Annotated in this window: 20 protein-coding genes and 1 pseudogene; 16 read left to right on the forward strand and 5 right to left on the reverse strand. The window is 74.0% G+C overall.

Features of this window, described 5'->3' with window-relative positions; genetic code table 11:
* On the reverse strand, positions 1 to 468 hold the full coding sequence (locus ACFTXQ_RS00600; protein WP_382634263.1) for a MarR family winged helix-turn-helix transcriptional regulator: 468 nt from the start codon (positions 466 to 468) through the stop codon (positions 1 to 3).
* Positions 469 to 658: 190 nt separating this feature from the next.
* Here ACFTXQ_RS00600 and ACFTXQ_RS00605 point away from each other — a divergent pair, with 190 nt between their 5' ends.
* From ACFTXQ_RS00605 to ACFTXQ_RS00620, 4 genes are all read left to right on the forward strand, one after another.
* A complete protein-coding gene (locus ACFTXQ_RS00605; RefSeq protein WP_382634267.1) occupies positions 659 to 1,906 on the forward strand; it encodes an MFS transporter in 1,248 nt (415 codons plus the stop codon).
* A gap of 53 nt (positions 1,907 to 1,959) precedes the next feature.
* The gene (locus ACFTXQ_RS00610; RefSeq protein WP_382634270.1) at positions 1,960 to 2,388 is read left to right on the forward strand and encodes a heme-binding protein; all 429 of its coding nucleotides are present in this window, start codon (positions 1,960 to 1,962) and stop codon (positions 2,386 to 2,388) included.
* A gap of 59 nt (positions 2,389 to 2,447) precedes the next feature.
* The gene (locus ACFTXQ_RS00615; RefSeq protein WP_382634273.1) at positions 2,448 to 4,091 is read left to right on the forward strand and encodes a glycoside hydrolase family 20 protein; all 1,644 of its coding nucleotides are present in this window, start codon (positions 2,448 to 2,450) and stop codon (positions 4,089 to 4,091) included.
* Positions 4,092 to 4,219: 128 nt separating this feature from the next.
* Complete coding sequence (locus ACFTXQ_RS00620) at positions 4,220 to 4,840, forward strand: hypothetical protein (RefSeq protein ID WP_382634275.1); 621 nt, start codon at positions 4,220 to 4,222, stop codon at positions 4,838 to 4,840.
* A gap of 11 nt (positions 4,841 to 4,851) precedes the next feature.
* Here ACFTXQ_RS00620 and ACFTXQ_RS00625 read toward each other — a convergent pair whose 3' ends face one another.
* A complete protein-coding gene (locus tag ACFTXQ_RS00625) occupies positions 4,852 to 5,175 on the reverse strand; it encodes a DUF3040 domain-containing protein (protein ID WP_382634277.1) in 324 nt (107 codons plus the stop codon).
* Between the two features lie 114 nt (positions 5,176 to 5,289).
* Positions 5,290 to 6,132, reverse strand: coding sequence for an endonuclease I family protein (locus ACFTXQ_RS00630; RefSeq protein ID WP_382634280.1), 843 nt, complete (start codon positions 6,130 to 6,132; stop codon positions 5,290 to 5,292).
* A 565-nt stretch (positions 6,133 to 6,697) separates the two neighbouring features.
* Here ACFTXQ_RS00630 and ACFTXQ_RS00635 point away from each other — a divergent pair.
* Positions 6,698 to 7,654, forward strand: coding sequence for an SMP-30/gluconolactonase/LRE family protein (locus tag ACFTXQ_RS00635; protein WP_382634282.1), 957 nt, complete (start codon positions 6,698 to 6,700; stop codon positions 7,652 to 7,654).
* Here ACFTXQ_RS00635 and ACFTXQ_RS00640 read toward each other — a convergent pair.
* Positions 7,638 to 8,462, reverse strand: a complete 825-nt coding sequence (locus ACFTXQ_RS00640; protein WP_382634284.1) for a glutamate ABC transporter substrate-binding protein — start codon at positions 8,460 to 8,462, stop codon at positions 7,638 to 7,640. The genes ACFTXQ_RS00635 and ACFTXQ_RS00640 overlap by 17 nt on opposite strands.
* Before the next feature lie 251 nt (positions 8,463 to 8,713).
* On the opposite strand from ACFTXQ_RS00640, the pseudogene ACFTXQ_RS00645 reads away from it, so the two are divergent.
* Positions 8,714 to 9,682 (forward strand): annotated as a pseudogene (locus ACFTXQ_RS00645) (hypothetical protein).
* 109 nt (positions 9,683 to 9,791) lie between these two features.
* Positions 9,792 to 10,325: a TerD family protein gene (locus tag ACFTXQ_RS00650; RefSeq protein WP_382634285.1), complete on the forward strand. Its 534-nt coding sequence runs from the start codon at positions 9,792 to 9,794 to the stop codon at positions 10,323 to 10,325.
* Between the two features lie 155 nt (positions 10,326 to 10,480).
* Here ACFTXQ_RS00650 and ACFTXQ_RS00655 read toward each other — a convergent pair whose 3' ends face one another.
* On the reverse strand, positions 10,481 to 11,089 hold the full coding sequence (locus ACFTXQ_RS00655) for a TetR/AcrR family transcriptional regulator (RefSeq protein WP_382634287.1): 609 nt from the start codon (positions 11,087 to 11,089) through the stop codon (positions 10,481 to 10,483).
* Positions 11,090 to 11,240: 151 nt separating this feature from the next.
* Between ACFTXQ_RS00655 and ACFTXQ_RS00660 the strand changes: the two genes are divergently transcribed.
* The 9 genes from ACFTXQ_RS00660 to ACFTXQ_RS00700 all read left to right on the forward strand — a co-directional run bounded on the left by ACFTXQ_RS00660 (position 11,241) and on the right by ACFTXQ_RS00700 (position 20,260).
* The gene (locus ACFTXQ_RS00660; protein WP_382634290.1) at positions 11,241 to 12,089 is read left to right on the forward strand and encodes a phosphatase PAP2 family protein; all 849 of its coding nucleotides are present in this window, start codon (positions 11,241 to 11,243) and stop codon (positions 12,087 to 12,089) included.
* Positions 12,086 to 12,982, forward strand: a complete 897-nt coding sequence (locus tag ACFTXQ_RS00665; protein WP_382634293.1) for a hypothetical protein — start codon at positions 12,086 to 12,088, stop codon at positions 12,980 to 12,982. Before ACFTXQ_RS00660 ends, ACFTXQ_RS00665 begins: the two co-directional genes overlap by 4 nt.
* A gap of 81 nt (positions 12,983 to 13,063) precedes the next feature.
* Entirely contained in the window at positions 13,064 to 13,330 is a 267-nt protein-coding gene (locus ACFTXQ_RS00670; RefSeq protein ID WP_382634295.1) for a GlsB/YeaQ/YmgE family stress response membrane protein, read from the forward strand.
* Positions 13,331 to 13,423: 93 nt separating this feature from the next.
* Positions 13,424 to 13,906, forward strand: a complete 483-nt coding sequence (gene rraA / locus ACFTXQ_RS00675; protein ID WP_382634298.1) for a ribonuclease E activity regulator RraA — start codon at positions 13,424 to 13,426, stop codon at positions 13,904 to 13,906.
* A gap of 107 nt (positions 13,907 to 14,013) precedes the next feature.
* Positions 14,014 to 15,690 (forward strand): peptide-N4-asparagine amidase, encoded by a 1,677-nt coding sequence (locus ACFTXQ_RS00680; protein WP_382634301.1) that lies wholly within the window; start codon positions 14,014 to 14,016, stop codon positions 15,688 to 15,690.
* 27 nt (positions 15,691 to 15,717) lie between these two features.
* On the forward strand, positions 15,718 to 17,397 hold the full coding sequence (locus ACFTXQ_RS00685; RefSeq protein WP_382634303.1) for a serine/threonine-protein kinase: 1,680 nt from the start codon (positions 15,718 to 15,720) through the stop codon (positions 17,395 to 17,397).
* Positions 17,398 to 17,454: 57 nt separating this feature from the next.
* The gene (locus tag ACFTXQ_RS00690) at positions 17,455 to 18,372 is read left to right on the forward strand and encodes a squalene/phytoene synthase family protein (RefSeq protein WP_382634306.1); all 918 of its coding nucleotides are present in this window, start codon (positions 17,455 to 17,457) and stop codon (positions 18,370 to 18,372) included.
* 70 nt (positions 18,373 to 18,442) lie between these two features.
* Positions 18,443 to 19,633, forward strand: coding sequence for a sensor histidine kinase (locus ACFTXQ_RS00695; protein WP_382634307.1), 1,191 nt, complete (start codon positions 18,443 to 18,445; stop codon positions 19,631 to 19,633).
* A 21-nt stretch (positions 19,634 to 19,654) separates the two neighbouring features.
* Positions 19,655 to 20,260: a response regulator gene (locus ACFTXQ_RS00700; RefSeq protein WP_382634310.1), complete on the forward strand. Its 606-nt coding sequence runs from the start codon at positions 19,655 to 19,657 to the stop codon at positions 20,258 to 20,260.
* Positions 20,261 to 20,262 lie beyond the last annotated feature (2 nt).

Genomic DNA, 20,262 nt, shown 5'->3' on the forward strand with positions numbered 1-20,262 from the left:
CTAGCCCTGTTCGGGCGCCTTGCGGAGGTTCTCCACCGCGGCGACCAGGGGGGCGAGCTCCGGCTTGCGGGCGGCCTCGTCCAGGGCCTCGCGCAGGGCGGCGTCGTTCGTGGGCCGGGCCGCGGCCAGCAGGGCCAGGCCGGCCTCGCTCACATCGGTGTAGATGCCCCGCCGGTCGGTGTCGCAGAGGTAGCGGCTGAGCAGGCCGCGGTCCTCCAGCCTGCTGACCAGGCGGGTCGTCGCGCTCTGGCTGAGCACCACCGAGTCGGCGACCTGGTGCATCCGCAGGTGGCCGCCCGGCCCGTTGTGCTGGCGGCTCAGCACGTCCAGCAGCGAGTACTCGCGCACGCTGAGGCCGTGCCCGGCCTGGAGCGCCCGCTCGATGTGCGCCTCGATCCGCCCGTGCAGGAGGGAGAGGGCGCACCAGCCCTGGGAGAGGGCGGTGAGCGCGCCGTCCGTGGCCGTCATGGGCTTCTCCTTCGTCCGTGTGCCCCCAGGATAGGTCACTTCCGCAATAGCCCGCGCTTGCAAATATCCCGCGTCTGCAATTAATGTGGACGCACGTAAGCAGCGGCAGCAATGTGTGCCGCGAAAGCGCCGTCGGCCCGGCGCCGCACCCACCCCGCCCCACCCTCACCCCCTGAAGGGCACCTCCGTCATGCCACTCGCACTCCTTGCCCTCGCCATCGGGGCCTTCGGGATCGGCACCACCGAGTTCGTGATCATGGGCCTGCTCCCCGAGGTCGCCGCCGGCTACGGCGTCTCGATCCCCACCGCGGGCTTCCTGGTCACCGGTTACGCCCTCGGTGTGGTCCTCGGTGCGCCGATCATGACCGTCCTCGGCACCCGCATCCCCCGCAAGCGCATGCTGATGCTGCTCATGGGCCTCTTCGTCGCGGGCAACGTGCTCTCCGCGCTCGCCCCGGCCTTCGGCGTCATGCTCGCCGGCCGCGTCGTCGCCTCCCTCGCCCACGGCGCCTTCTTCGGCATCGGCGCGGTCGTCGCCGCCGAACTCGTCGCCCCCGAGAAGAAGGCCGGAGCCATCGCCATGATGTTCACCGGCCTGACCGTGGCCAACGTCGTCGGCGTCCCGCTCGGCACCTTCGTCGGGCAGTCCCTTGGCTGGCGGGTCACCTTCCTGATCGTCGCCGCGCTCGGCGTCCTCGGCCTGCTCGGCATCGCCCGCCTGGTACCCGAGCTGCCCCGGCCCGCCGGCGGCGTGCGGATCCGCAGCGAGCTGGCCGCCTTCCGCAACGTCCAGGTGCTGCTCGCGATGGGGATGACCGTCCTCGGCTTCGGCGGCGTCTTCGCCGCGATCACCTACATCACCCCGATGATGACCGACGTCGCCGGCTTCGCCGACTCCTCCGTCACCTGGCTGCTCGTCCTCCTCGGCCTCGGCATGGTCGCCGGCAACCTCATCGGCGGCCGCTTCGCCGACCGGGCGCTGATGCCGATGCTGTACGCCTCCCTGGGCGCCCTCACCCTCGTACTGGCCGCCTTCACCCTCACCGCCCACACCAAGGCGGGCGCCGCCGTCACCATCCTGCTCATCGGCGCCCTCGGCTTCGCGACCGTACCGCCGCTCCAGAAGCGGGTCCTCGACCAGGCCGCCGGCGCGCCCACCCTGGCCTCCGCCGTCAACATCGGCGCCTTCAACCTCGGCAACGCCCTCGCCGCCTGGCTCGGCGGCCTCGTGATCGCCGCCGGCTTCGGCTGGACCGCCCCGAACTGGGTCGGCGCGGCCCTGGCCGCCGCCGCCCTGCTCCTCGCCCTCCTCTCGGGCGCCCTGGAGCGCCGCACGGCCGGACCCGCGGAGCGCACCGGCCGGGTGGCCGCGGCGGGGACTCCCGAGACCCGCGGGTCGTCCGGCGCCGCCCCCGCCGCCGTCCCGGCGCACCACTGATCACCCCAACCCCCCCACGTACGACGTACGACCCCCTGCAAGGAGAAGTCCGCATGTCCCGCACCACCCGTACCGCCGTCGCCCCCCTGACCACCGAGGACGCCGACCTGCTCGTCGCCGCCGCCCGAGCCGCCGCAGAAGCGGCCGGGGCCACCGTCAGCGTCACCGTCCTCGACGCCGGCGGCCACCTCCTCGCCTTCCGCCGCGACGACCGGGCCGTGCTGATCTCCGGCGAGACCAGCACCCGCAAGGCCTACACCGCCCTCCAGCTGAACGCCCCCACCGCCGACCTCGTCGACGCCGTCCGGCCCGGCGGCCCCTTCCACACCCTGCCCACCGCCCTCGACCGGCCGCTGCTCTTCATCGCGGGCGGGCTCCCCGTCCACCGCGACGGCCGTCTCGTCGGCGCCATCGGCGTCGGCGGCGGCGCCCCCGACCAGGACCACGGCTTCGCCGCCGCCGCGCTCGACGCCCTGGTCTGAGACCGCCGGGTCGCGCGCCCGTGTCCCCCGTGCCACGTTGGTACGGGGGACACGGGTGCATGATGCGGAAACCGAGGCAGCACAGGAGAGGCCACGTCAGCGCGACGGCGACCGCCGCCGCGCTGGTCGTACTCGCCCTCCCGGGCTGCACCGCCGCCTCCGACGGGGCGCGAGCCCCCGCCGCCCCGACGCCCGGCCCCACCGCACCGCCCACCACCCCGGACGGCGCCGTCGGCGAGTCCGCGGCCCCGCCCACCCCGACGCCCTCCTACCCGCTGTCCACCGCTCCGCGCACCATCCCGGCCGTACGGGAGCACATACCCGCCCGCGGCCCCGGCTGGAAGCCCGCCCCCGAGGCCCGCGTGGTCGTCGCGCAGGGCGATACGGCAGCCCTCGCCGACGAGGGCAGACTGCTCGCCGGTGAACTGCACCTGGGATACGCCGAGTCGGCGGCGCCGCGCCCCGGCGACGTGGAACTCTCGCTCGGCGCCAAGGACTCCGGGCCGCCCGAGTCCTACACCCTCACCGTCAAGGACGGCCGGGTGCGGATCACCGGCCCCGACGAGGCCGGGGTCTTCTACGGCACGCGCACCCTCAAGCAGGCCGTGCGCAGCGCCGGTTCGGCCCCCGAGGGCACCGTGCGCGACGGTCCGGCCAAGCCGCAGCGCGGCCTGAACCTCGACATCGCGCGCAAGCACTTCACCCCCGACTGGATCGAGGCCCGGCTGCGCGAGATGGGAGACCTGAAGCTGAACCAGCTCGGCCTGCACTTCTCCGACGACCAGGCCTTCCGCATCCAGTCGGACACCCACCCGGAGATCGTCTCCACCCCGCACCTCACCAAGGCCCAGGTCCGCGACATCACGGCGCTCGCCGCCCGGCTGCACATCACCGTCGTCCCGGAGATCGACTCGCCCGGGCACCTCGGCGCGGTGCTGCGCGTCCACCCCGAACTCCAGCTGCGCGACGTACAGGGCAGAGCGGTGAAGGGCGCGGTGGACATATCGAACCCCGCGTCCGCCAAGCTCGTCGACGAACTGCTGCGCGAGTACCTGCCGTTGTTCCCCGGCGGGGCCTGGCACCTGGGCGCCGACGAGTACCAGGCGCTCGTCGTCCGCGACCCCGAGACCTCCTTCCCGCAGCTCGCGACCGCGGCGCGGCAGCGGTACGGCCCCACGGCCCGCGTACAGGACCTCGCGACGGGCTGGCTCGACGACCGCGCCGCCACCGTGCGCCCGTCGGGCAAGGCGCTCAAGGCGTGGAACGACGGCTTCTTCTCCGGCGGGGTCGCGAGCGCGGCCAAGGACATCCAGGCCGAGTACTGGACCGGCAAGGAGATCGGCGCCCGCCCGCCGCTCGACTACCTGAGCACGGGCCGCAAGCTGGTGAACCTGAACGACGAGTACCTGTACTACGTACTGGGCGAGCCGAACCAGTTCACCTATCCCACCGGGCAGCGCATCTACGAGCAGTGGACCCCGCTGGTCCTGCGCGGCACCACCGCCGTCCCCGCCCGGTACGCAGGCCAGGTCCTGGGCGCACGCCTCGCCGTCTGGTGCGACCTGTCCGGGGCCCAGACCCAGGCCCAGGTGGCGGCGGGCATCCGGCTGCCGCTCGCCGCGCTCTCCCAGAAGGTGTGGGACTCCCGCACGCCCCAACGGGCCTGGCCCGCCTTCACCGCCCTCGCCGACCGGCTCCGCTAGGTCACGGAGGTCCGTACTCCGCAACAACGTGATCGCGGACAGGTGACGAACGACTTCCGGCCATCGCCCCGGCCGAATCCCGCGCGCTACGTTGACGCGACGCTTCAACCAGGCAGAGGGAGACGACCATGCGGGCGGTACGCAGCGGCAGACGGACGCGCAGGCAGGCGGCACTGGCCGCCCTGGCGGTGTGCGGGGTGCTCGCGCTCACGGCCTGTCAGGGAGACGACGGGGCCGCGCCCGGAGCCCCCGGACCCAGCGCCCCGGCCGCGCCCTCCGCCACGGTCCCGAAGCCCGCGAAGCCCTCGGCCCCGGCCTCGACGACGAAGCCGGCCCCCAAGCCCACGGCGGTCGCCACCGGGGTGAAGAAGCCCACGCCGCCGGCTCCCGGCGCGACGTGCGACCACAAGGTGCCCATCGCCCCGGACATGCTCTCCCTGCGCCGTTACACGCCGGAGGGCGGCTCCCACAACCTGATCGTCAAGCGCGGGAACTGGAGCTGCGGCAGCAAGGACACGGAGGGCGCCACCTTCGAGACGGTGGGCGCGGAGACCTTCATCCCGATCGCGGAATCCGCCAAGATCACGGCCACCGCTCCGATCCTCGCGGGCGTGGACCCCAAGCCCATCACCCTCCACGAGCTCATCTCCTGGGTGACCGCCCACCCCGACTCCGGCCTGCCGTTCCGCTACCACCTGGGCGCCGACGGAGCCATCGACACCCTGGACGAGATCTACCTGTCCGACTAGGGCCTGCCCGGCTAGGGGGCGTCCGGTGCCTGCTGCCGCGCCGTGCGCTCGCGGCGCTGCCAGCGGCGGTGCACCCACCGGCCGACCAGCGGCAGCGCCGTGGCCACGGTCAGCATCCAGGCGGCGGCGAAGGCCCAGATCAACGGCTGTGACACGGTGACCGACGCCGCGACGAGCAGCGCCACCGTCACCGCACCGAGCAGACAGGCCGTAGCGGTGCGGTGACGCAGATGCGCCGAGCGCAGCAGCCGGTCCAGCGACCGGTCGCTCTTCAGTTGGGCTTCGATCGCCGAAAGGGCGCGCCGCTCGCGGTCAGAGAGTCCGGCTCCGTCCATGGCCACGTACCTCCGTCGGCTGCCGCCGCCCGGTGCGGCACGCAGCCTCTGGCCTGCGAATACCCGGCCTGGCGCGGCCCAACCCCCGGAGCGGGTGGGGACTGCGGGGGCCGGTCACCAGATGGAGTTGACCCACTCCGGGTGGTCGATGAACGGGTTGCGGTTGTGCTGGTAGGTGTCGAATATGACCTGGTTGCGGCGCTGCTCGAAGGCGTCCGGCGGGTCCATCTGGTTCCACTGCTTCAGCAGGCTGATCCGGCCGAAGAGCGGGGCGGTGCCGTTGTTGACCTTGTCGTTCATCTCCAGGTCGGCGAAGCCGTCGCCGCCGTCGTAGCGCACCGCCATGTAGAGCAGCATGCGCGCCACGTCGCCCTTGACCGCGTCGCGCGGTTCGAAGGAGTCGGCGTCGGTGAAGCTGCCCGGGGCCTCGGCGACCGGGCTGCCGCCCATGTCGAAGTCCTTGTTGCCGCGGGTGCTGTTGACGGTGACGTCCTCGGGGCGCAGGTGGTGCAGGTCCGTGCCCGGGCCGGTGGCCGTGCCGAAGTCGCCGTGGCTCTTGGCCCAGACGTGCTCGCGGTTCCAGTCGTTGACCCCGCCGCCGTTGGTGGACTTGGACTGCGAGCGGCCGGAGTACACCAGGATGACGTTGTTCGGGTTCGCCGGGTCCTGGTCGGTGACCTTCAGGGCGTTCCACACGCCGTCGTAGGTCACCTTGGACTGGGTCTTGATGATGTTGTGCAGGGCGGTCTTCAGGGCGGCGCCCGTCTTGCCCTCGGCTGCCGCGTAGTAGGCGTCCACGGCCGAGGCGGCGGCCTGCGGCGGGGCGGCGGGCGCGGCGGCACGGGCTTGCGCCGTCTGCTGCCGGCCGGCGGAGGCCGCGGCCGCGGCGGGCACGGAGAACAGGGCGAGGGCCGCGAGGCCGGCCGCCCAGGGGGTCAGGCGGGAGATTGTCTTCACGTGGGGGTACCTCTCCACACGCACCGTCCCCGCCCGGGGAATTGGCGGGGTGTCAGGTGGCAGAGCGAGGCTCACATTGTCATGTGCCGTACAGGTAAAAACCATGTGTCCGGCGGGCGCACCTTGATGTGTGTGCCGGGTCCGCGCGGCGGCCGGTCCCGGGGGCAGGTGGGGTCGGTTGCGGTGGGGGCGGGCGCGCGCCGGGGCACCTCCTCGGGCGCCGAACGTGGCCCCGGGGCCGGACAGTTCCGCGGGACAGCGTTCGGCGCCCTGCGGGGGCGCCCCGCCACACACCCGCCCCCACCGCAACCGACCGCGGGGGCAGCCCAAAATCCAGCCTCGCCGGCGTTTGAGGCGCGGGGTGCGGGGCGGAGCCCCGGTTGGCGAGCCGCGCCAGGGCCGTCCAGCCCCGCAGGGCACCCGCGCAGGGGAAGGGCGGCGGCGAAGGGGAGGCTCCTCATTCCTTTGTGAAGTGTCGGGGTCCGGGACTGCCGGGGCTCGGGAGGTGTGCTGAGGTGGGGGCGTCAACCGAAGCTCCTGCCAAGGCAGTTGAAAGGACACCACCGTGACTGGACCCTTGGGTCGGCGCCGGTTCATCGGCGCGGCCGCGGCCCTCGGCGGCGCTGCGCTCGTCGGCCCCCTGGCCCCGCTCGCCCAGGCCCGGCCCGTCGGGCGCCCCGACAGCCTCGCCACCCCGCCCGGCTTCCAGCCCGAAGGCATAGCCGTCTCCGGCCGCGGAGTGGTCTACACCGGCTCGCTGATCGACGGCTCGATCTACCGCGCCGACCTCGCCAGCGGGACCGGCCGGATCCTCACCCGCGGCCAGGGCCCGATGTCGGTAGGCCTCAAGCTCGACGCGTACGGGCGGCTGCTCGTCGCGGGCGGCGACAGCGGCCAGATCCGCGTGATCGACGCGGGCGACGGCCGGGTGCTCGCCACCCACCAGGCCGCGACCGGCACCGCCTTCATCAACGACGCCGTCGTCGGATGCGGCGGGGCCTGGTTCACCGACTCCTTCGGCGACGCGCTGTACTTCCTGCCCGCGGGCCGCGAGCTCACCGGCGCCGGCGCCGCCCCGCGTGCCGTGCGGCTCGGCGGCGAGTGGGCCCCGGTCCCGCCCGGCGGCCAGTACTGGGGTGCCAACGGCATCGAGCGGACCCCCGACGGCCGGGCCCTGCTGGTGGTCCACGACACCGCCGAGGCGCTGTTCCGCGTCGACCCGCGCACCGGCGAAGCCACCCGCACCGTGCTCGACGGCGGGTCCGTGGGCAACGGCGACGGCCTCGTGGTCCACGGCCGCACGCTGTACGTCGTACGCAACTGGGCCTACGCCGTGGACGTGTTCGTCCTGAGCGGGGACGGCCGCCGGGCCCGTTTCGTGAAGCGGATCACCGACCCGCGCTTCGACGAGCCGACGACGGCGGCGGTGTACGGCGACCGGCTCTACGTCGTCAACGCCCGTTTCGACGCCGACTGGTCGGACCCGGCCACCGCCTCGACGATCGTCAGCTGCCCGCTGTGATGCCCGAGGTGACCTGCGGAGCGGGCTCGTACTTGTAGTCGGCCGCGCCGAAGTTCTTCTTCACGGCCGCTTCCCAGGAGCCGTCCTCGACCATCTTCTTCAGGGCGGCGTTGATCTTGCCCTGGAGTGCCTTGTCGCCCTTCTTGACGCCGATGCCGTAGCTCTCGTTGCTCAGGCTCAGCCCGATCAGCTTGAACTTGCCCTCGTTGCCCTTCCTGGCGGTGTACCCGGCCAGGATGGAGTTGTCGGTGGTCATGGCGTCGACCAGGCCGTCGTGGAGGGCGACGACGCACTCCGAGTACCCGCCGAGCTCCAGCAGGCTCGCCTTCGGGGCGAGCTTGTTCCTGACGTTCTCCGCCGAGGTGGAGCCGGTGACCGAGCACAGCCGCTTGTTGTTGAGGTCCTCGGCCTTGGTGATGCTCGCGTCGCCGGCGCGCACCATCAGGTCCTGGTGGGCGGTGAAGTACGGGCCGGCGAAGTCGACCTTCTCCTTGCGCTTGTCGCTGATCGAGTAGCTCGCGGCGACGAACTGCACCTCGTTGTACTGGAGCAGCAGCTCGCGGTCGTTGCTGTAGACCTGCTTGAAGTCGATCCGGTCCGGCTTGTAGCCGAGCTCCTTGGCCACGTAGGTGGCGACGTCCACGTCGAAACCGGTGAAGGTGCCGTCGGCCTCGCGCATCCCGATGCCCGGCTGGTCGAACTTGATGCCGATGGAGAGCTTCCCCTGGGGCTCGTCACCGCCGCACCCGGAGGTGGTGAGGACGAGGGCGATCACTGCGGCGACCGCTCCGGCCTGGGGAACCTTCATTTTGCACTCTTTCCTCGGATCGCGGGGCGTGCGCGGGGATCGCCGGCGCGCGCGGAACCGCGGGGACGTGGGGGGACGTCGAGACACGTGTACGAGGAAGCTAGGAAGGGGACGGCCGCAGCGTCACTAGATCTGAGGAAAACTTGAGGATAACGATCCGGAACGGCCGCAGATCCTGTGGCGAAGCCGGGCGTGAGCGGGAAAAAGGGGCGGACACGGGCACTGATTCGGTACGGCTCGACGGTAATACGCTGCACTTGGGCGAAGGGGTGCAGATCCGCTTCATACGGACACTGCGGCTGCCCGAATCGGGCACGCACGCGCTGCCCCCGGGGCTGGGGGAGTTCCCGCTCAGGCGCGTGGAGGACTACCCGGACACGGCGCCGCCGGAGTGGCTGGCCAAGAGCGGCGTGATGCTGCCCGTGTACCTGCGCGAGGCGATGTGGCTGAGCTTCGGCGGCACCCGGCAGCCCACCGCCCTCCAGGTCGGCGTGGGCAAGGTGTGCGCCGCCGCGGCAGCCGTGGCTGGACGGGATCAGCTCGGGCGACGGCACGGTGCGCCAGTTCGTCGCCGTACCGCTCGGGCTCGGCGCCACGGTCGAGGGCCAGGTGACCGGCGAGGAGACCACCGGCGGGGTGCAGCTCCAGGCGTTCCCGCTGGGGCCGGAGGCGCTGGCGCAGCGGCCGCCGGCGCGTGCGGGGAGGCCGGGCGGGGGCGGCGGTGCGTACGGGTTGCGCCCGCCCCCGGGGGCTTCGGGGGCGCCGTGCCGAAACCGATGACGGCGCCCGCTCCCGGCACGGTGCGGCGGCGGAGAGCGGTCGCGCCCGCGGCCCCGGCGATGGGGCTCGGCGTGGGCGGCGCCATGCGCCAGGAGGTGTACCGCGACGAGCGGCCCCTGTCCGCTTGGGCGCAGGAGCCGGCGGCGCGGGTCTTCGTCCACCTGGTGACCCCGCCCGCGTGGCGCCGTATCACCGGGGAGGAGGCACCGCCCTCGCCGGCCGACCGGGCCGCCTACACCCAGGCCGGACTGCCGTGGTTCGACTACTACGACGAGACCGCCGCCGATCTCGCCCCGGCCGAGGCCCTCGGCGGGGTCAAGCCGGTGGGGGAGTGGCTCGGCGACGACCACACCCCCTCGGCGGAGCCGGAGCAGGGCCAGGTCAAGCGGCTCGGCAACGCGCCGAGGCCGGGTGGGCCCGTACAGGACGGTGCCTGGTGAGGGCCTGGTGGGCCTGGTGAACTGGCCGGGAACGTACGGCCGTTCGGCTCGGGCCTGAGCCTCGTGGGAACATGTCCGGGCAAGAGCCGTACGGAGGAGGGGGAGTTCGGTGACCGGTGTACGCAAGGGTCTGGCCAAGGTGGAGGTCGGGCTGAGGTGGGACCCCAGCCCCGTCGGCACGCCCCCGAACGACCTCGACATCGTGGCCGCGGTCTACGGCGCGGCCGACCTCCAGGGGGATCCCCTCTACGTGGTCCACTTCGGCAGCCGCTCGCCCGACGGCACCATCACCCTGAACCGGGACAGCCACACCGGCCAGGGCTTCGGCTTCGACGAGGTGATGACCATCGAACTCGACCGGATGGCGCCGGAGTTGCGGCGGGTGGTGGTCGGCGTGATCATCCAGGACACCGGCGGCGGCCCCCGGAAGGCCTTCGCCGACGTGGCCGGCACGGGCATCCGGATCCGCGAGGGGTACACGGACCTCGCCCAGGGCGGCTTCGAGTCCGTCCCGGCGGCCACCGCGGCCACGGTCGCGGAGTTCACCAGGGACGACTCGGGCGTCTGGTCCCTCGACGCGCGCCTGCGCGGCTTCGACGCCGGTCCCGAGGAGTTCACCCGGACCATGGGCGCCGTCCGCTGACGGCTGACGGTCGGCACGGGAGGTCCGCACAGATCGGGCGGCGGCCACACCACGTGTGAGTGGCCGCCGCCCGGTCCGGGTGGCGCGCTGCCGCCGTCCCCACGAGGCAGCGCGGGCAGGTCGCCGTCAGGTCATCGGGACGGCGGCCCGCCGGTTCAGGGGGTGCCGGGTCCTGTGAGACCCAGGGCGGGGAGCATGGCGGCGTCGACGAACCGCACCAGGTAGTCGGCGTCGGCGTACCGCCCCTCCAGCACCGGCCGGATCCGGAGCACGCCCATCAGCTGCGCCGGCAGGAACTCCACGGCCGGATGGTCCGCGGCGATCTCGCCCCGGGCCACGGCCCGCTCCACCATCGCGTCGAAGGCGGCCAGCTCCGGTTCGACCAGGGCCTCGCGCAGGGCGGCCTGGAGCTCCTCGTCGCTGAGCACCGCGTGCCCCAGGGCCTGCGTGAGCCGGGTGTCGCGCCCCGAGGTGCAGGCGGCGATCCGGGCCGCCTCGCGCAGGTCGCCCGCCAGCGTCCCGGTGTCCACCGCGACCAGGGTGCCCTGCCGGTTCGCCCGCAGGGCGGCGGCGACGAGCTGGGGCTTGGTCTTCCACTGCCGGTACAGCGTGGACTTGCCGCAGCTCGCCCGGGCGGCGACGCCCTCCATGGTCAGGGCCTCGTAGCCGTGCTCGCGCAGCTGGTCCAGGACGGCCTCGTAGAACTCCTGCTCCCGCTCCGGGGTGATCTTGGAGCGGCGCGCGGTGGTCGGCGTCGACGTCATGGTGGTGCGGCTCTCCTCGGGGGCGCCTCGGCGGCGGGTTCGAGTACGAGTGTAGGGGAACGCGAGCGTATCGGTACACGGTCGTATCGATACGTGAATGTATCGATACACTGGCGTGTCGATTGCGTGTACGAGGAAGAGAGACCGGGGGATGACCTCCCAGACCACACCTGCCGATCCGGCAGCCGGACGGAGAGCCGCGCGCCGCCGCCTTATACGCGAGCTGCTGCTCGTGGCCGGCCTGTTCGCCGTCTACAAGGCCGGCCGGATGCTCTCCACCGGGCGCACCGACGAGGCGTACCGCAACGCCGCGCGGATCTGGGACGCCGAGCGCGCCCTGCACCTGCCCGGCGAGGGCGCGGTACAGCGGCTGCTGCTGCACGGGGACGCCCTCGTGCACGCCGCGAACACCTACTACGCGGCCGTCCACTTCCCCGCGACCGCGCTCTTCCTGATCTGGCTCTACCTGCGCCGCCCCGGGCACTACCTGTGGACCCGCCGGGTACTGGCCGTCCTCACCGGCGCCGCCCTCGTCCTGCACCTCGCCTTCCCGCTGGCACCCCCGCGGATGCTCGGCGACGCGGGCATGATCGACACCGGCCAGGTCTACGGACCCACCGTCTACGGGGCCGCGCCGGCCACCGACACCATGGCCAACCAGTTCGCCGCGATGCCCTCGCTGCACTTCGGCTGGGCCCTGATGCTCGCCCTCGGCATGATCGCCGCCACCCGGTCCCGGTGGCGCGCGCTGTGGCTGCTGCACCCCCTGCTGACCCTGCTGGTGGTCGTCGGCACGGCCAACCACTACTGGCTCGACGCGATCGTGGCGACCCTGCTCCTCGGGGCCGCCCTCCTGCTGGTCCCGCGGCCGCGCCCGAGCGGAACCGGTACCGGCACGGACGGCGGCGCCGATCCCGATGCGGACACGGGTGCGGGCGCCGCCGTACGGGACCTGCCCCGCCCGCGGCGCGCCGACGAAGCCGTGGGGGCCGGGCGATGAACGACACCGCGCTCGCCGTCTGCCTCTGCCTCGCCTCGGCCGTGGCCTACGCCTCCGCAGCCGTGGCCCAGGAGCGGCTCGCCCGGGCCGCCGTGGCCCGCAGCGCCAAGGCCCTGCTCGGCAACAGCGCCTGGTGGTGGTCGGCCGGACTGAACGCGGCCGCCGCGCTGCTGCACGCCGCCGCCCTGCGCTACGGGCCGCTGACCCTGGTCCAGCCGCTCGGCGCGCTCACCCTCGTCGCCGCCGTCCCGCTCGGCGCGCGCCGGGCCGGGCGCCGGGTGGCGGGCACCGAGTGGCGGGGCACCCTGGCCACCGTGACGGGCCTGGGCCTGCTGCTGCTCCCCGCCTCCGGACCGGCCCCCGACGACACCCTCACGCTGGCCGAGGCGCTCGCCGTCTCCGGGGCCACCGCCGCCGTGATCCTGCTGCTGACCGCCGTGAAGGACCCCCGCTCCGGGCTGCGGCACGCCACGGCCTCCGGGCTGGCCTCCGCGGCCGCCTCCGCCCTCACCCAGACCGTGGCCGTGGCGGCCGGCCGCGGCGGATCCCTGCTCAGCGTGCGGGTCATCGCGGTGGCCCTGCTCGTCGTGGTGTTCGCGGTCGGCGGGCTGCTGCTGTCGCAGCGGGCCTACCGGGGCGGGCTCGGCGCCCCCCTCGCCGTGGTGAACCTGGCCAATCCGCTCGCCGCGGCCGCCATCGGCATGGTCCTGCTCGGCGAACGCCTCCAGGGCGGCCTGCTGGGGGTCCTGCTCGCGGTCGCCGGAGCCGGCGCGGCCGCCCGCGGCGTCCTCCTGCTGACCCGCACCCCGCCCGCCGCCGCGGCCCCCCGGGCCGCCGGGCCCGCGCCGGCCCCCCGCCCCCTCGCACTGGCGCGTTCCGCACACCGCCGCTGAGCGCGGGGCGGAGAACCGTTTCGGCCCCGGCCGCGTCCTCCCCGGTGAACACACCGCACCACCGAAACGGAGTGAATGGGCATGGGGATCGTCGGCTGGATCATCCTGGGACTGCTGGCCGGAGGCATCGCCAAGGTCCTGTTGCCCGGCAGGGACCCGGGCGGCCTGATCGGCACCACCCTCATCGGCGTCGCCGGCGCCTTCATCGGCGGCTGGCTCTCGGCGCGGTTCCTGGACCGGCCGATCCAGACCCAGTTCTTCGACCTCGCCACCTGGGGCTCCGCCATCGCCGGCTCCCTGGTCCTGCTCATCGGCTACCGGATCCTGTTCGGCAACTCCCGCGACTGACCCGGGCCCGCCGGTCCGCCGGCGGCCGCCCATTACGCTGGCGGCACGGCGCGACCTACGAGCGAGAACGAGCAGCGAGGAAGTCCCAGCGACATGAGCGTCACCACCCCCCTCCCCACGGCCGACCTGTACGACGAGCACGGCGAGGCCCTCGGCATCTGCGCCACCCAGTTCCGGCAGCTGGGCGGCCGCCGGCTCTTCGCCGGCCCGGTGCGGACCCTCTCCTGCCACGAGGACAACGCGCTGCTGCGCGAACTCGTCCACGGGCCGGGCGGGGGCGCCGTCCTCGTCGTGGACGGCGGCGGCTCGCTGCGCACCGCCCTGGTGGGCGACCTGCTGGCCGGCGCGGCCGCGCGCAACGGGTGGGCGGGCCTGATCATCAACGGCGCCGTCCGCGACAGCGTGGCCCTGGGCGGGCTCGACCTCGGGATCAAGGCGCTGGGCACGGTTCCCCGCAAGAGCGGGAAGACGGGCGCCGGCGAGGTGGACGTGCCCGTCACCATCGGCGGCACCACCTTCCGCCCCGGCGACACGGTCCACGCGGACGACGACGGCATCGTGGTCCTGCCGGCCTAGGGATTTCCGGCGGGCCCCGTACGCGCGGGCGGCGGGGGCGATATCGCGCCACATTCGGGGCACCGGCCCTGGCGGGGTTCCGGCGGGCCGGGTTTCACTGCGGGCCCATGAGACGACACAGGATCACGGGCGTGCTCGGCGCGATCGCGCTGGCCGCCGCCACCCTGGCCGGCGCGGGACCCGCGCATGCCGCACCCGCCCCCGCCCCCGCCGCACGGCCCGCGGGCATCCCGGCGGGCGTGGGCGCCGCGGATCCGCCCGCCGAGTTCGGGACCGACTGGCACGACCCGCTCACCGCCGCCCCGCCCGTCGCCCGCCCCGCGACCCGGGCCTGCCAGGTGACCCTCGCCGAGGCGCAGTTCCGCGACTTCACCCCGTACCGGGGCAGCTACGCGCCGCCCGAGGGCTGCGGCGCCGGCCGCTGGGCCAAGGTGGTGCTCCGCCTCGACGGCAAGGTCAAGGGCCGCCAGTACGACCGGCTCGGATACCTGTCCCTCGGCGGCGTCGAGATCCTCCGCACCTCCACCCCGCAGCCCTCGCCCGACGGCATCACCTGGTCCGTCGAGAAGGACGTGACCCGCTACCGGGACACCCTCGCCGGCCCCCGGCCCGTCGAGATGCTCATCGGCAACGTCGTCAACGACACCTACACCGGGGTCATCGACGTCAAGGTCACCCTCACCTTCTACGCCGCCGAGGGCGCCACCGCGGCCCCCGACACCCCCGACCGGGTCCTCCCGCTCACCTCGCCCGCCGTCACCACCCCGCGCAACACCGAGCGGCTCCTCGCCGAGGTCTACGCCACGGGCTCGGGCGGCGGCTGCGAGGAGTACTGGTACATGACCGTTCCGGACGCGGCCCCGTACTCCTGCAAGGCCGTCGACGGCCCCTACCGCGAGGTCCGCATCTCCGTGGACGGCGCGCTCGCCGGCATCGCCGCGCCCTTCCCCACCGTCTGGACCGGCGGCTGGTCCAACCCCTTCCTCTGGTACGTCACCCCCGGCCCCCGCGCCTTCGACGTACAGCCCGTCCTCTACGACCTCACCCCCTACGCCGCCCTCCTCAACGACGGGCGCCCGCACCGCATCGAGGTGTCCGTCGCCGGGGTGCCGGCCGGGCAGAGCGGCTGGAGCACCCCCACGAACCTGCTGCTCTGGCAGGACGAGGGCCGCGAGGTCGTCACCGGCGCCCTGACCCGCCACGAGCAGAGCGATCCGGCCAACTCCGCCCGCTGGACGCCCGCCACACCCGGCACGCCCGGAGCCGAGCACCGCCTGGACACCGAAGGCGCCCACCGGCTGACCGTCGCCGGGCACCTCGACACCTCCCACGGCCGGGTCACCACCACCGTCACCCGCGCCGTACGGAACACCTCCGTCCACCGCTGGACCGACGGCGAGGACCGCGACGCGCTCACCGCCACCTGGACCGACGAGGAGACCGTCACCCGAGGCGCCACCGCCACCCGCACCGCGCGCACCTACACGATGGACGGCGAGACCACCCTCGGCGCCGGCGACCGGCTGCGGACCGTGCTCTCCCTCGGCGACCGCGCCGACACCGTCACCCTGCGCGGCGGCCGGAACGTCGACGTCTCCCACCTCGACGACCGGTACTCGGGCGACGCCACCTACACCGCGAACGTCCCGCGCGACCAGCGGCACGCCGTCGCCACCACCACCGCACGCCACCGGCTGCACGGCTCGGGAGAACCGGGCGGCTGCTACGACCGGGCCCTCACCACCGTGCAGGGAACGCTCACGGAGGACCGCCGCCGCTGCTGACACCGGCGGCGCTTACGATGACCGCCCATGGACACTGGTGAGGCCGGCAGACGGTTGATCGACGGGCGCTTCGAACTGGTCGCGCCCCTGGGCAGCGGCGGTATGGGTACGGTGTGGCGGGCCCGCGACATCGCCCTGCACCGCGAGGTCGCACTCAAGGAAGTGCGCCCGCCGGACCCGGCCACCGCCGCCGCCCAGCCCGGTCTGGCCGACCAGCTGCGCGAACGGGCCGTCCGCGAGGCCCGCGCCCTCGCCCGCCTCGCCCACCCCCACGTGGTGACGATCCACCACATCGTCGAACCGGCGCAGGGCGCGGAGGGGCATCCGTGGATCGTCATGGAGCTCGTCCGGGGCGGTTCCCTGCACGACCGGCTGGCGTCCGGGCCGCTGCCGCTCGCGGACGTGCTGCGGCTCGGCCTCGACGTCCTGTCCGCGCTGCGCGCCGCACACGCCGAGGGGATCCTCCACCGCGACGTGAAACCGGCCAACGTGCTGCTGCGGCCCGACGGGTCGGCGGTGCTCACCGACTTCGGCATCGCGGCCCTGCACGGATCGACGGGGCTCACCGCCACCGGCGTGCTGATCGGGTCCCCCGAGTACATCGCACCCGAACGCGTGCGCGGCGAGGAGGGGCTGGCCGCCTCCGACCTGTGGTCGCTGGGCATGCTGCTCTACGTGGCCGCGGAAGGGGTCCATCCGCTGCGCCGGGCCACCAGCCTGGCCACGGTCGTCGCCGTGCTGGACGACCCGATCCCGGCGCCCGTGCGCTCCGGCCCGCTGGGCTCCGTACTGGAACGGCTGCTCGTACGGGACCCGGCCGCGCGGCCCGACGGGGCGCAGCTGGAACAACTGCTCCGGGACGCGAGCACTGCTCTCGGCGCCGGCGCGGGCTCCGGCGTGGTGCCGGCGGCCGCCCCTGCCGTCCCGGCCCCGTACGGGCAGTACGGGCCGTACTCGCCCCCCGCCACGCCGACCCCGACCGCGGCCCCGTCGCCGTTCGGCCCCGGGCCCTCGCCCTACGCGGCCACCACCACGCCCCTTCCCGTGGCACCCGCTCCGCGCAGGCGCCCGGCCCTGATCGGCGCCGCAGTCGCGGCGGTGCTCGCGGCCGGAGTCGTCGGCATCGTCCAGTGGCTGCCGGACGGGACCGACGGCGGCCGCGACGACGCCAGGGGCGGCTCCACCGCCGGACCCACCGCCACCGCCGTCGCCGCCGCGCCCACCCCCGGCCCGAAGTCGAGCACGCCCAAGGCGGGCGCGACCCGGGGCAGTCTGCTCACCCCGGAGAACATCCGGATCGCCCTGGAGGCGTTCAAACAGCAGACGGGCACGACCACCTTCGTGGATCTGACGGTCTACGACGGCTACGTCCTCGCCTCCATCCCCACCGCCCCCGGAGCCAAGACCGTTGACGCCTGGCAGTACCGCGACGGCGCGGCCAAGCGCACGGGCCCGGACGGCACGGTCAAGGACGGCGAGCCGCTGATCGACATGGCAGGGGTCAACTGGGACGCCCTGCCCGGCCTGCTGGAGCAGTCCAAGAAGGACCTCGACCTCCCGAACCCGACCTCGCGCTACGTCGTCGTCGAGCCCTGGATGATGGACCAGGTGCCCTGTATGCGCCCGTACCTCACCGACGAGTACGGCCGTGGCGGATACGTGCTCGCCGGCACCGACGGCAAGGTCAAGAAGGTTGTCCCTTTCTGACATCGTGTACCCGCACCACGCGCATATGTCCGAAGAGCCCAAGGGAGCGAGATCGCCATGCCCACCTGGCGCACCACACTCACGGCCGCCGGGATAGCCGGCACCCGGCTGCGGGAGGACTACACACACGCCGCACGCCGGGTGCTCCGCCGCGAACCCGCCCCCTACCTCACGCTGCGCCTGCTCGCCGCCCCGCCGCTGGTGCCCTCGCTGGCCGCCGGCCTCGCCTTCATGAACCTGGTCGACGACGTGGCCGAAACCGGCACCCCGCTCCAACGGGCCACCGCACTGGCCGCCTTGACCGAACGGGTCGAGACGGCCCTGAAGTCCGGGGACAGCCCCGACCCCGTACTGCGCGCCTACGCCCACGCCGTGGACTCCCGCGCCCTGCCCCCGCAGTGGGTCACCCGGTTCCTCGAGGGCGCCGCCACCGCCGAGGCCGGCTTCGACGGCTTCGCCACCGAAGCGGACTTCCAGGCCTATCTCGACGCCTACGCCTGGCCCGGGGTGCTCGCCTTCACCGGCCTCCAGTACCAGGGCGGCCCCGACGCCGAACAGGCCGCGGGCTGGCGGCGGTTCGTCGACGCCGCCCAGCGCGTCGACTTCCTCGCGGACCTCGCCGGGGACCTCGCCGACGGCCGGCTGTGCATCCCGCGCGACCGGCTCGCCGAGCACTCCGTGACCCGCGACGACCTCGAGCGGGGCCGCGACACCCCGGCCGTGCGCGCGCTCCTCGCCGACGAGACCCGCCGCGCCCGGACCGCCCTCGACGCCACCGAAGGCCACCTCGGCCTGGCCGAGCCGGGCCTGCGTCCCGTGGTCGCCACGATGACCGAGCTCATGGCGCAGCAGCTCGCCGCGGTCGAGCGCGCGGGCATCACCGCCCTGCGCCGCGACACCGGCTACGGCCTCGTCGCCCCGATGCGCACCCTGCTGCGCGCCCGGGCGTCGCGTCCGCGTGCGGGACGGCCGTGACATTTGTACGGCCGGGGTCCGTACACGCGGCTCTGCCGGGGATCCCGCACCCCTGCCTAGCGTGGTGGGCATGACGAAGACGACCGTACCGACGGCACCGCCCGCCCCGCCCCCGCCCCGTGCCGCCCGGTGGCTCCGCGGCCCGATGGGTGCGCCGAGCGGGTTCACCCTGCTGCCCTGGCTGCTGATGGGTCTGGGCGCGCTCTCCAACCTCCTCCAGGGCGAGACCCCCAACCCGCTGATCGGCGGCCTCGGCCTGCTGGTCTTCAACTCCCTCTACATCAGCGTGGTGTTCCGCTCCTTCGACCCGCGCAAGCGCGCGGCGGCGAGCACCAAGTGGAGCCTGGCCGCGATGGGCGCGATCACCGGCGCCCTGTCCTACGCCTACGGAGGCAGCTGGCTGCTGTTCTTCCCCCTGCTGGGCCTGGCCACCGGGACCGTGGTCCGGGGCCGCAGGCTCGGCCCGGTGATGTTCGGCCTCAGCGCCGTCGCCGCCGCCATCGCCGCGTACCGCGACGGATGGGAGGCGCTCGGCATCTTCTACGGGACGTTCCTGTCCGGCATGGTCACCGCGGCCATCCTGGCCCTGTCCGAGACGGTGAAGGAGCTGCGCGAGACCCGGCAGGAGCTGGCGCGGACCGCCGTGGACGAGGAGCGGCTGCGCTTCTCGCGCGACCTGCACGACCTGCTCGGCCACACCCTCTCGGTGATCGTCGTGAAGTCGGAGGCGGCCCGCCGGATCGCGCCCCGGGACATGGACGCGGCCCTCGCCCAGGTCGCCGACATCGAGTCGGTCGGCCGGCAGGCGCTCACGGAGATCCGCGAGGCCGTCACCGGCTATCGCGAGGCAAGCCTGGCCGGCGAGCTCGACCGGGCCCGCGGCGTGCTCACCGCCGCCGGCATCGAGCCCGTCGTACGCCAGTCCGGCCCCCCGATGCCCCCGCAGGCGGCGGCCCTGCTGGGCTGGGTGGTCCGCGAATCCGTCACCAACGTCATCCGGCACAGTTCCGCCGGGACCTGCGAGATCGAGATCGGCGACCGCGCCGGGCGGACCAGGCTGGTGATCACGGACGACGGCGGCGGCGTAGGCTCTGTTGCGCCGGGCAGTGGCCTGACCGGCCTCGCCGAACGCCTCGCCGCGGCGGGCGGCACGCTGAGCAGCGGCCCGCTCCCCGGCGGCGGATTCCGCGTCACCGCCGAACTCCCGGCGGAACCGCTGGAGTCCGTGCCGGCGGAGGGCGGCGACGATGCGCCGCACTGACCGAGGGGACGGGGAGGAACGATGATCAGGGTCCTGCTGGCCGAGGACCAGGGCATGATGCGCGGAGCCCTGGCCCTGCTGCTCGGGCTGGAGGAGGACATCGAGGTCGTGGCGCAGGTCGCCGCCGGGGACGAGATCGTCGCCGCCGCCCTGGAGGCGCGGCCCGACGTGGCCCTCCTCGACATCGAACTCCCGGGCCGCAGCGGCCTCGACGCGGCCGCCGAACTGCGCACCCGGTGCCCCGGCTGCCGGGTGCTGATCCTGACCACCTTCGGCCGGCCCGGCTACCTGCGGCGGGCGATGGAGGCCGGGGCCGCCGGGTTCCTCGTGAAGGACGGCCCGGTGGAGGAACTGGCGGCGGCCGTCCGCCGGGTGCTGGCCGGGGAGACGGTGGTCGACCCGGCCCTCGCGGCGGCCGCGCTCAGCGCCGGGCCCAGCCCGCTGACGCCGAGGGAGGTCGACGTGCTGGGCGCCGCGGTGGACGGGGCGACCGTCGCCGACATCGCGGCGAAGGTGCACCTCTCCGAATCGACCGTACGCAACTACCTGTCCTCGGCGATCGGGAAGACCGGCACCCGCAACCGCATGGAGGCCGTGCGCGCCGCCCGTCGCCAGGGCTGGCTCTGAGC

Source organism: Streptomyces sp. NPDC057010 (assembly GCF_042673805.1).
In the GTDB taxonomy this organism is placed as follows: domain Bacteria; phylum Actinomycetota; class Actinomycetes; order Streptomycetales; family Streptomycetaceae; genus Streptomyces.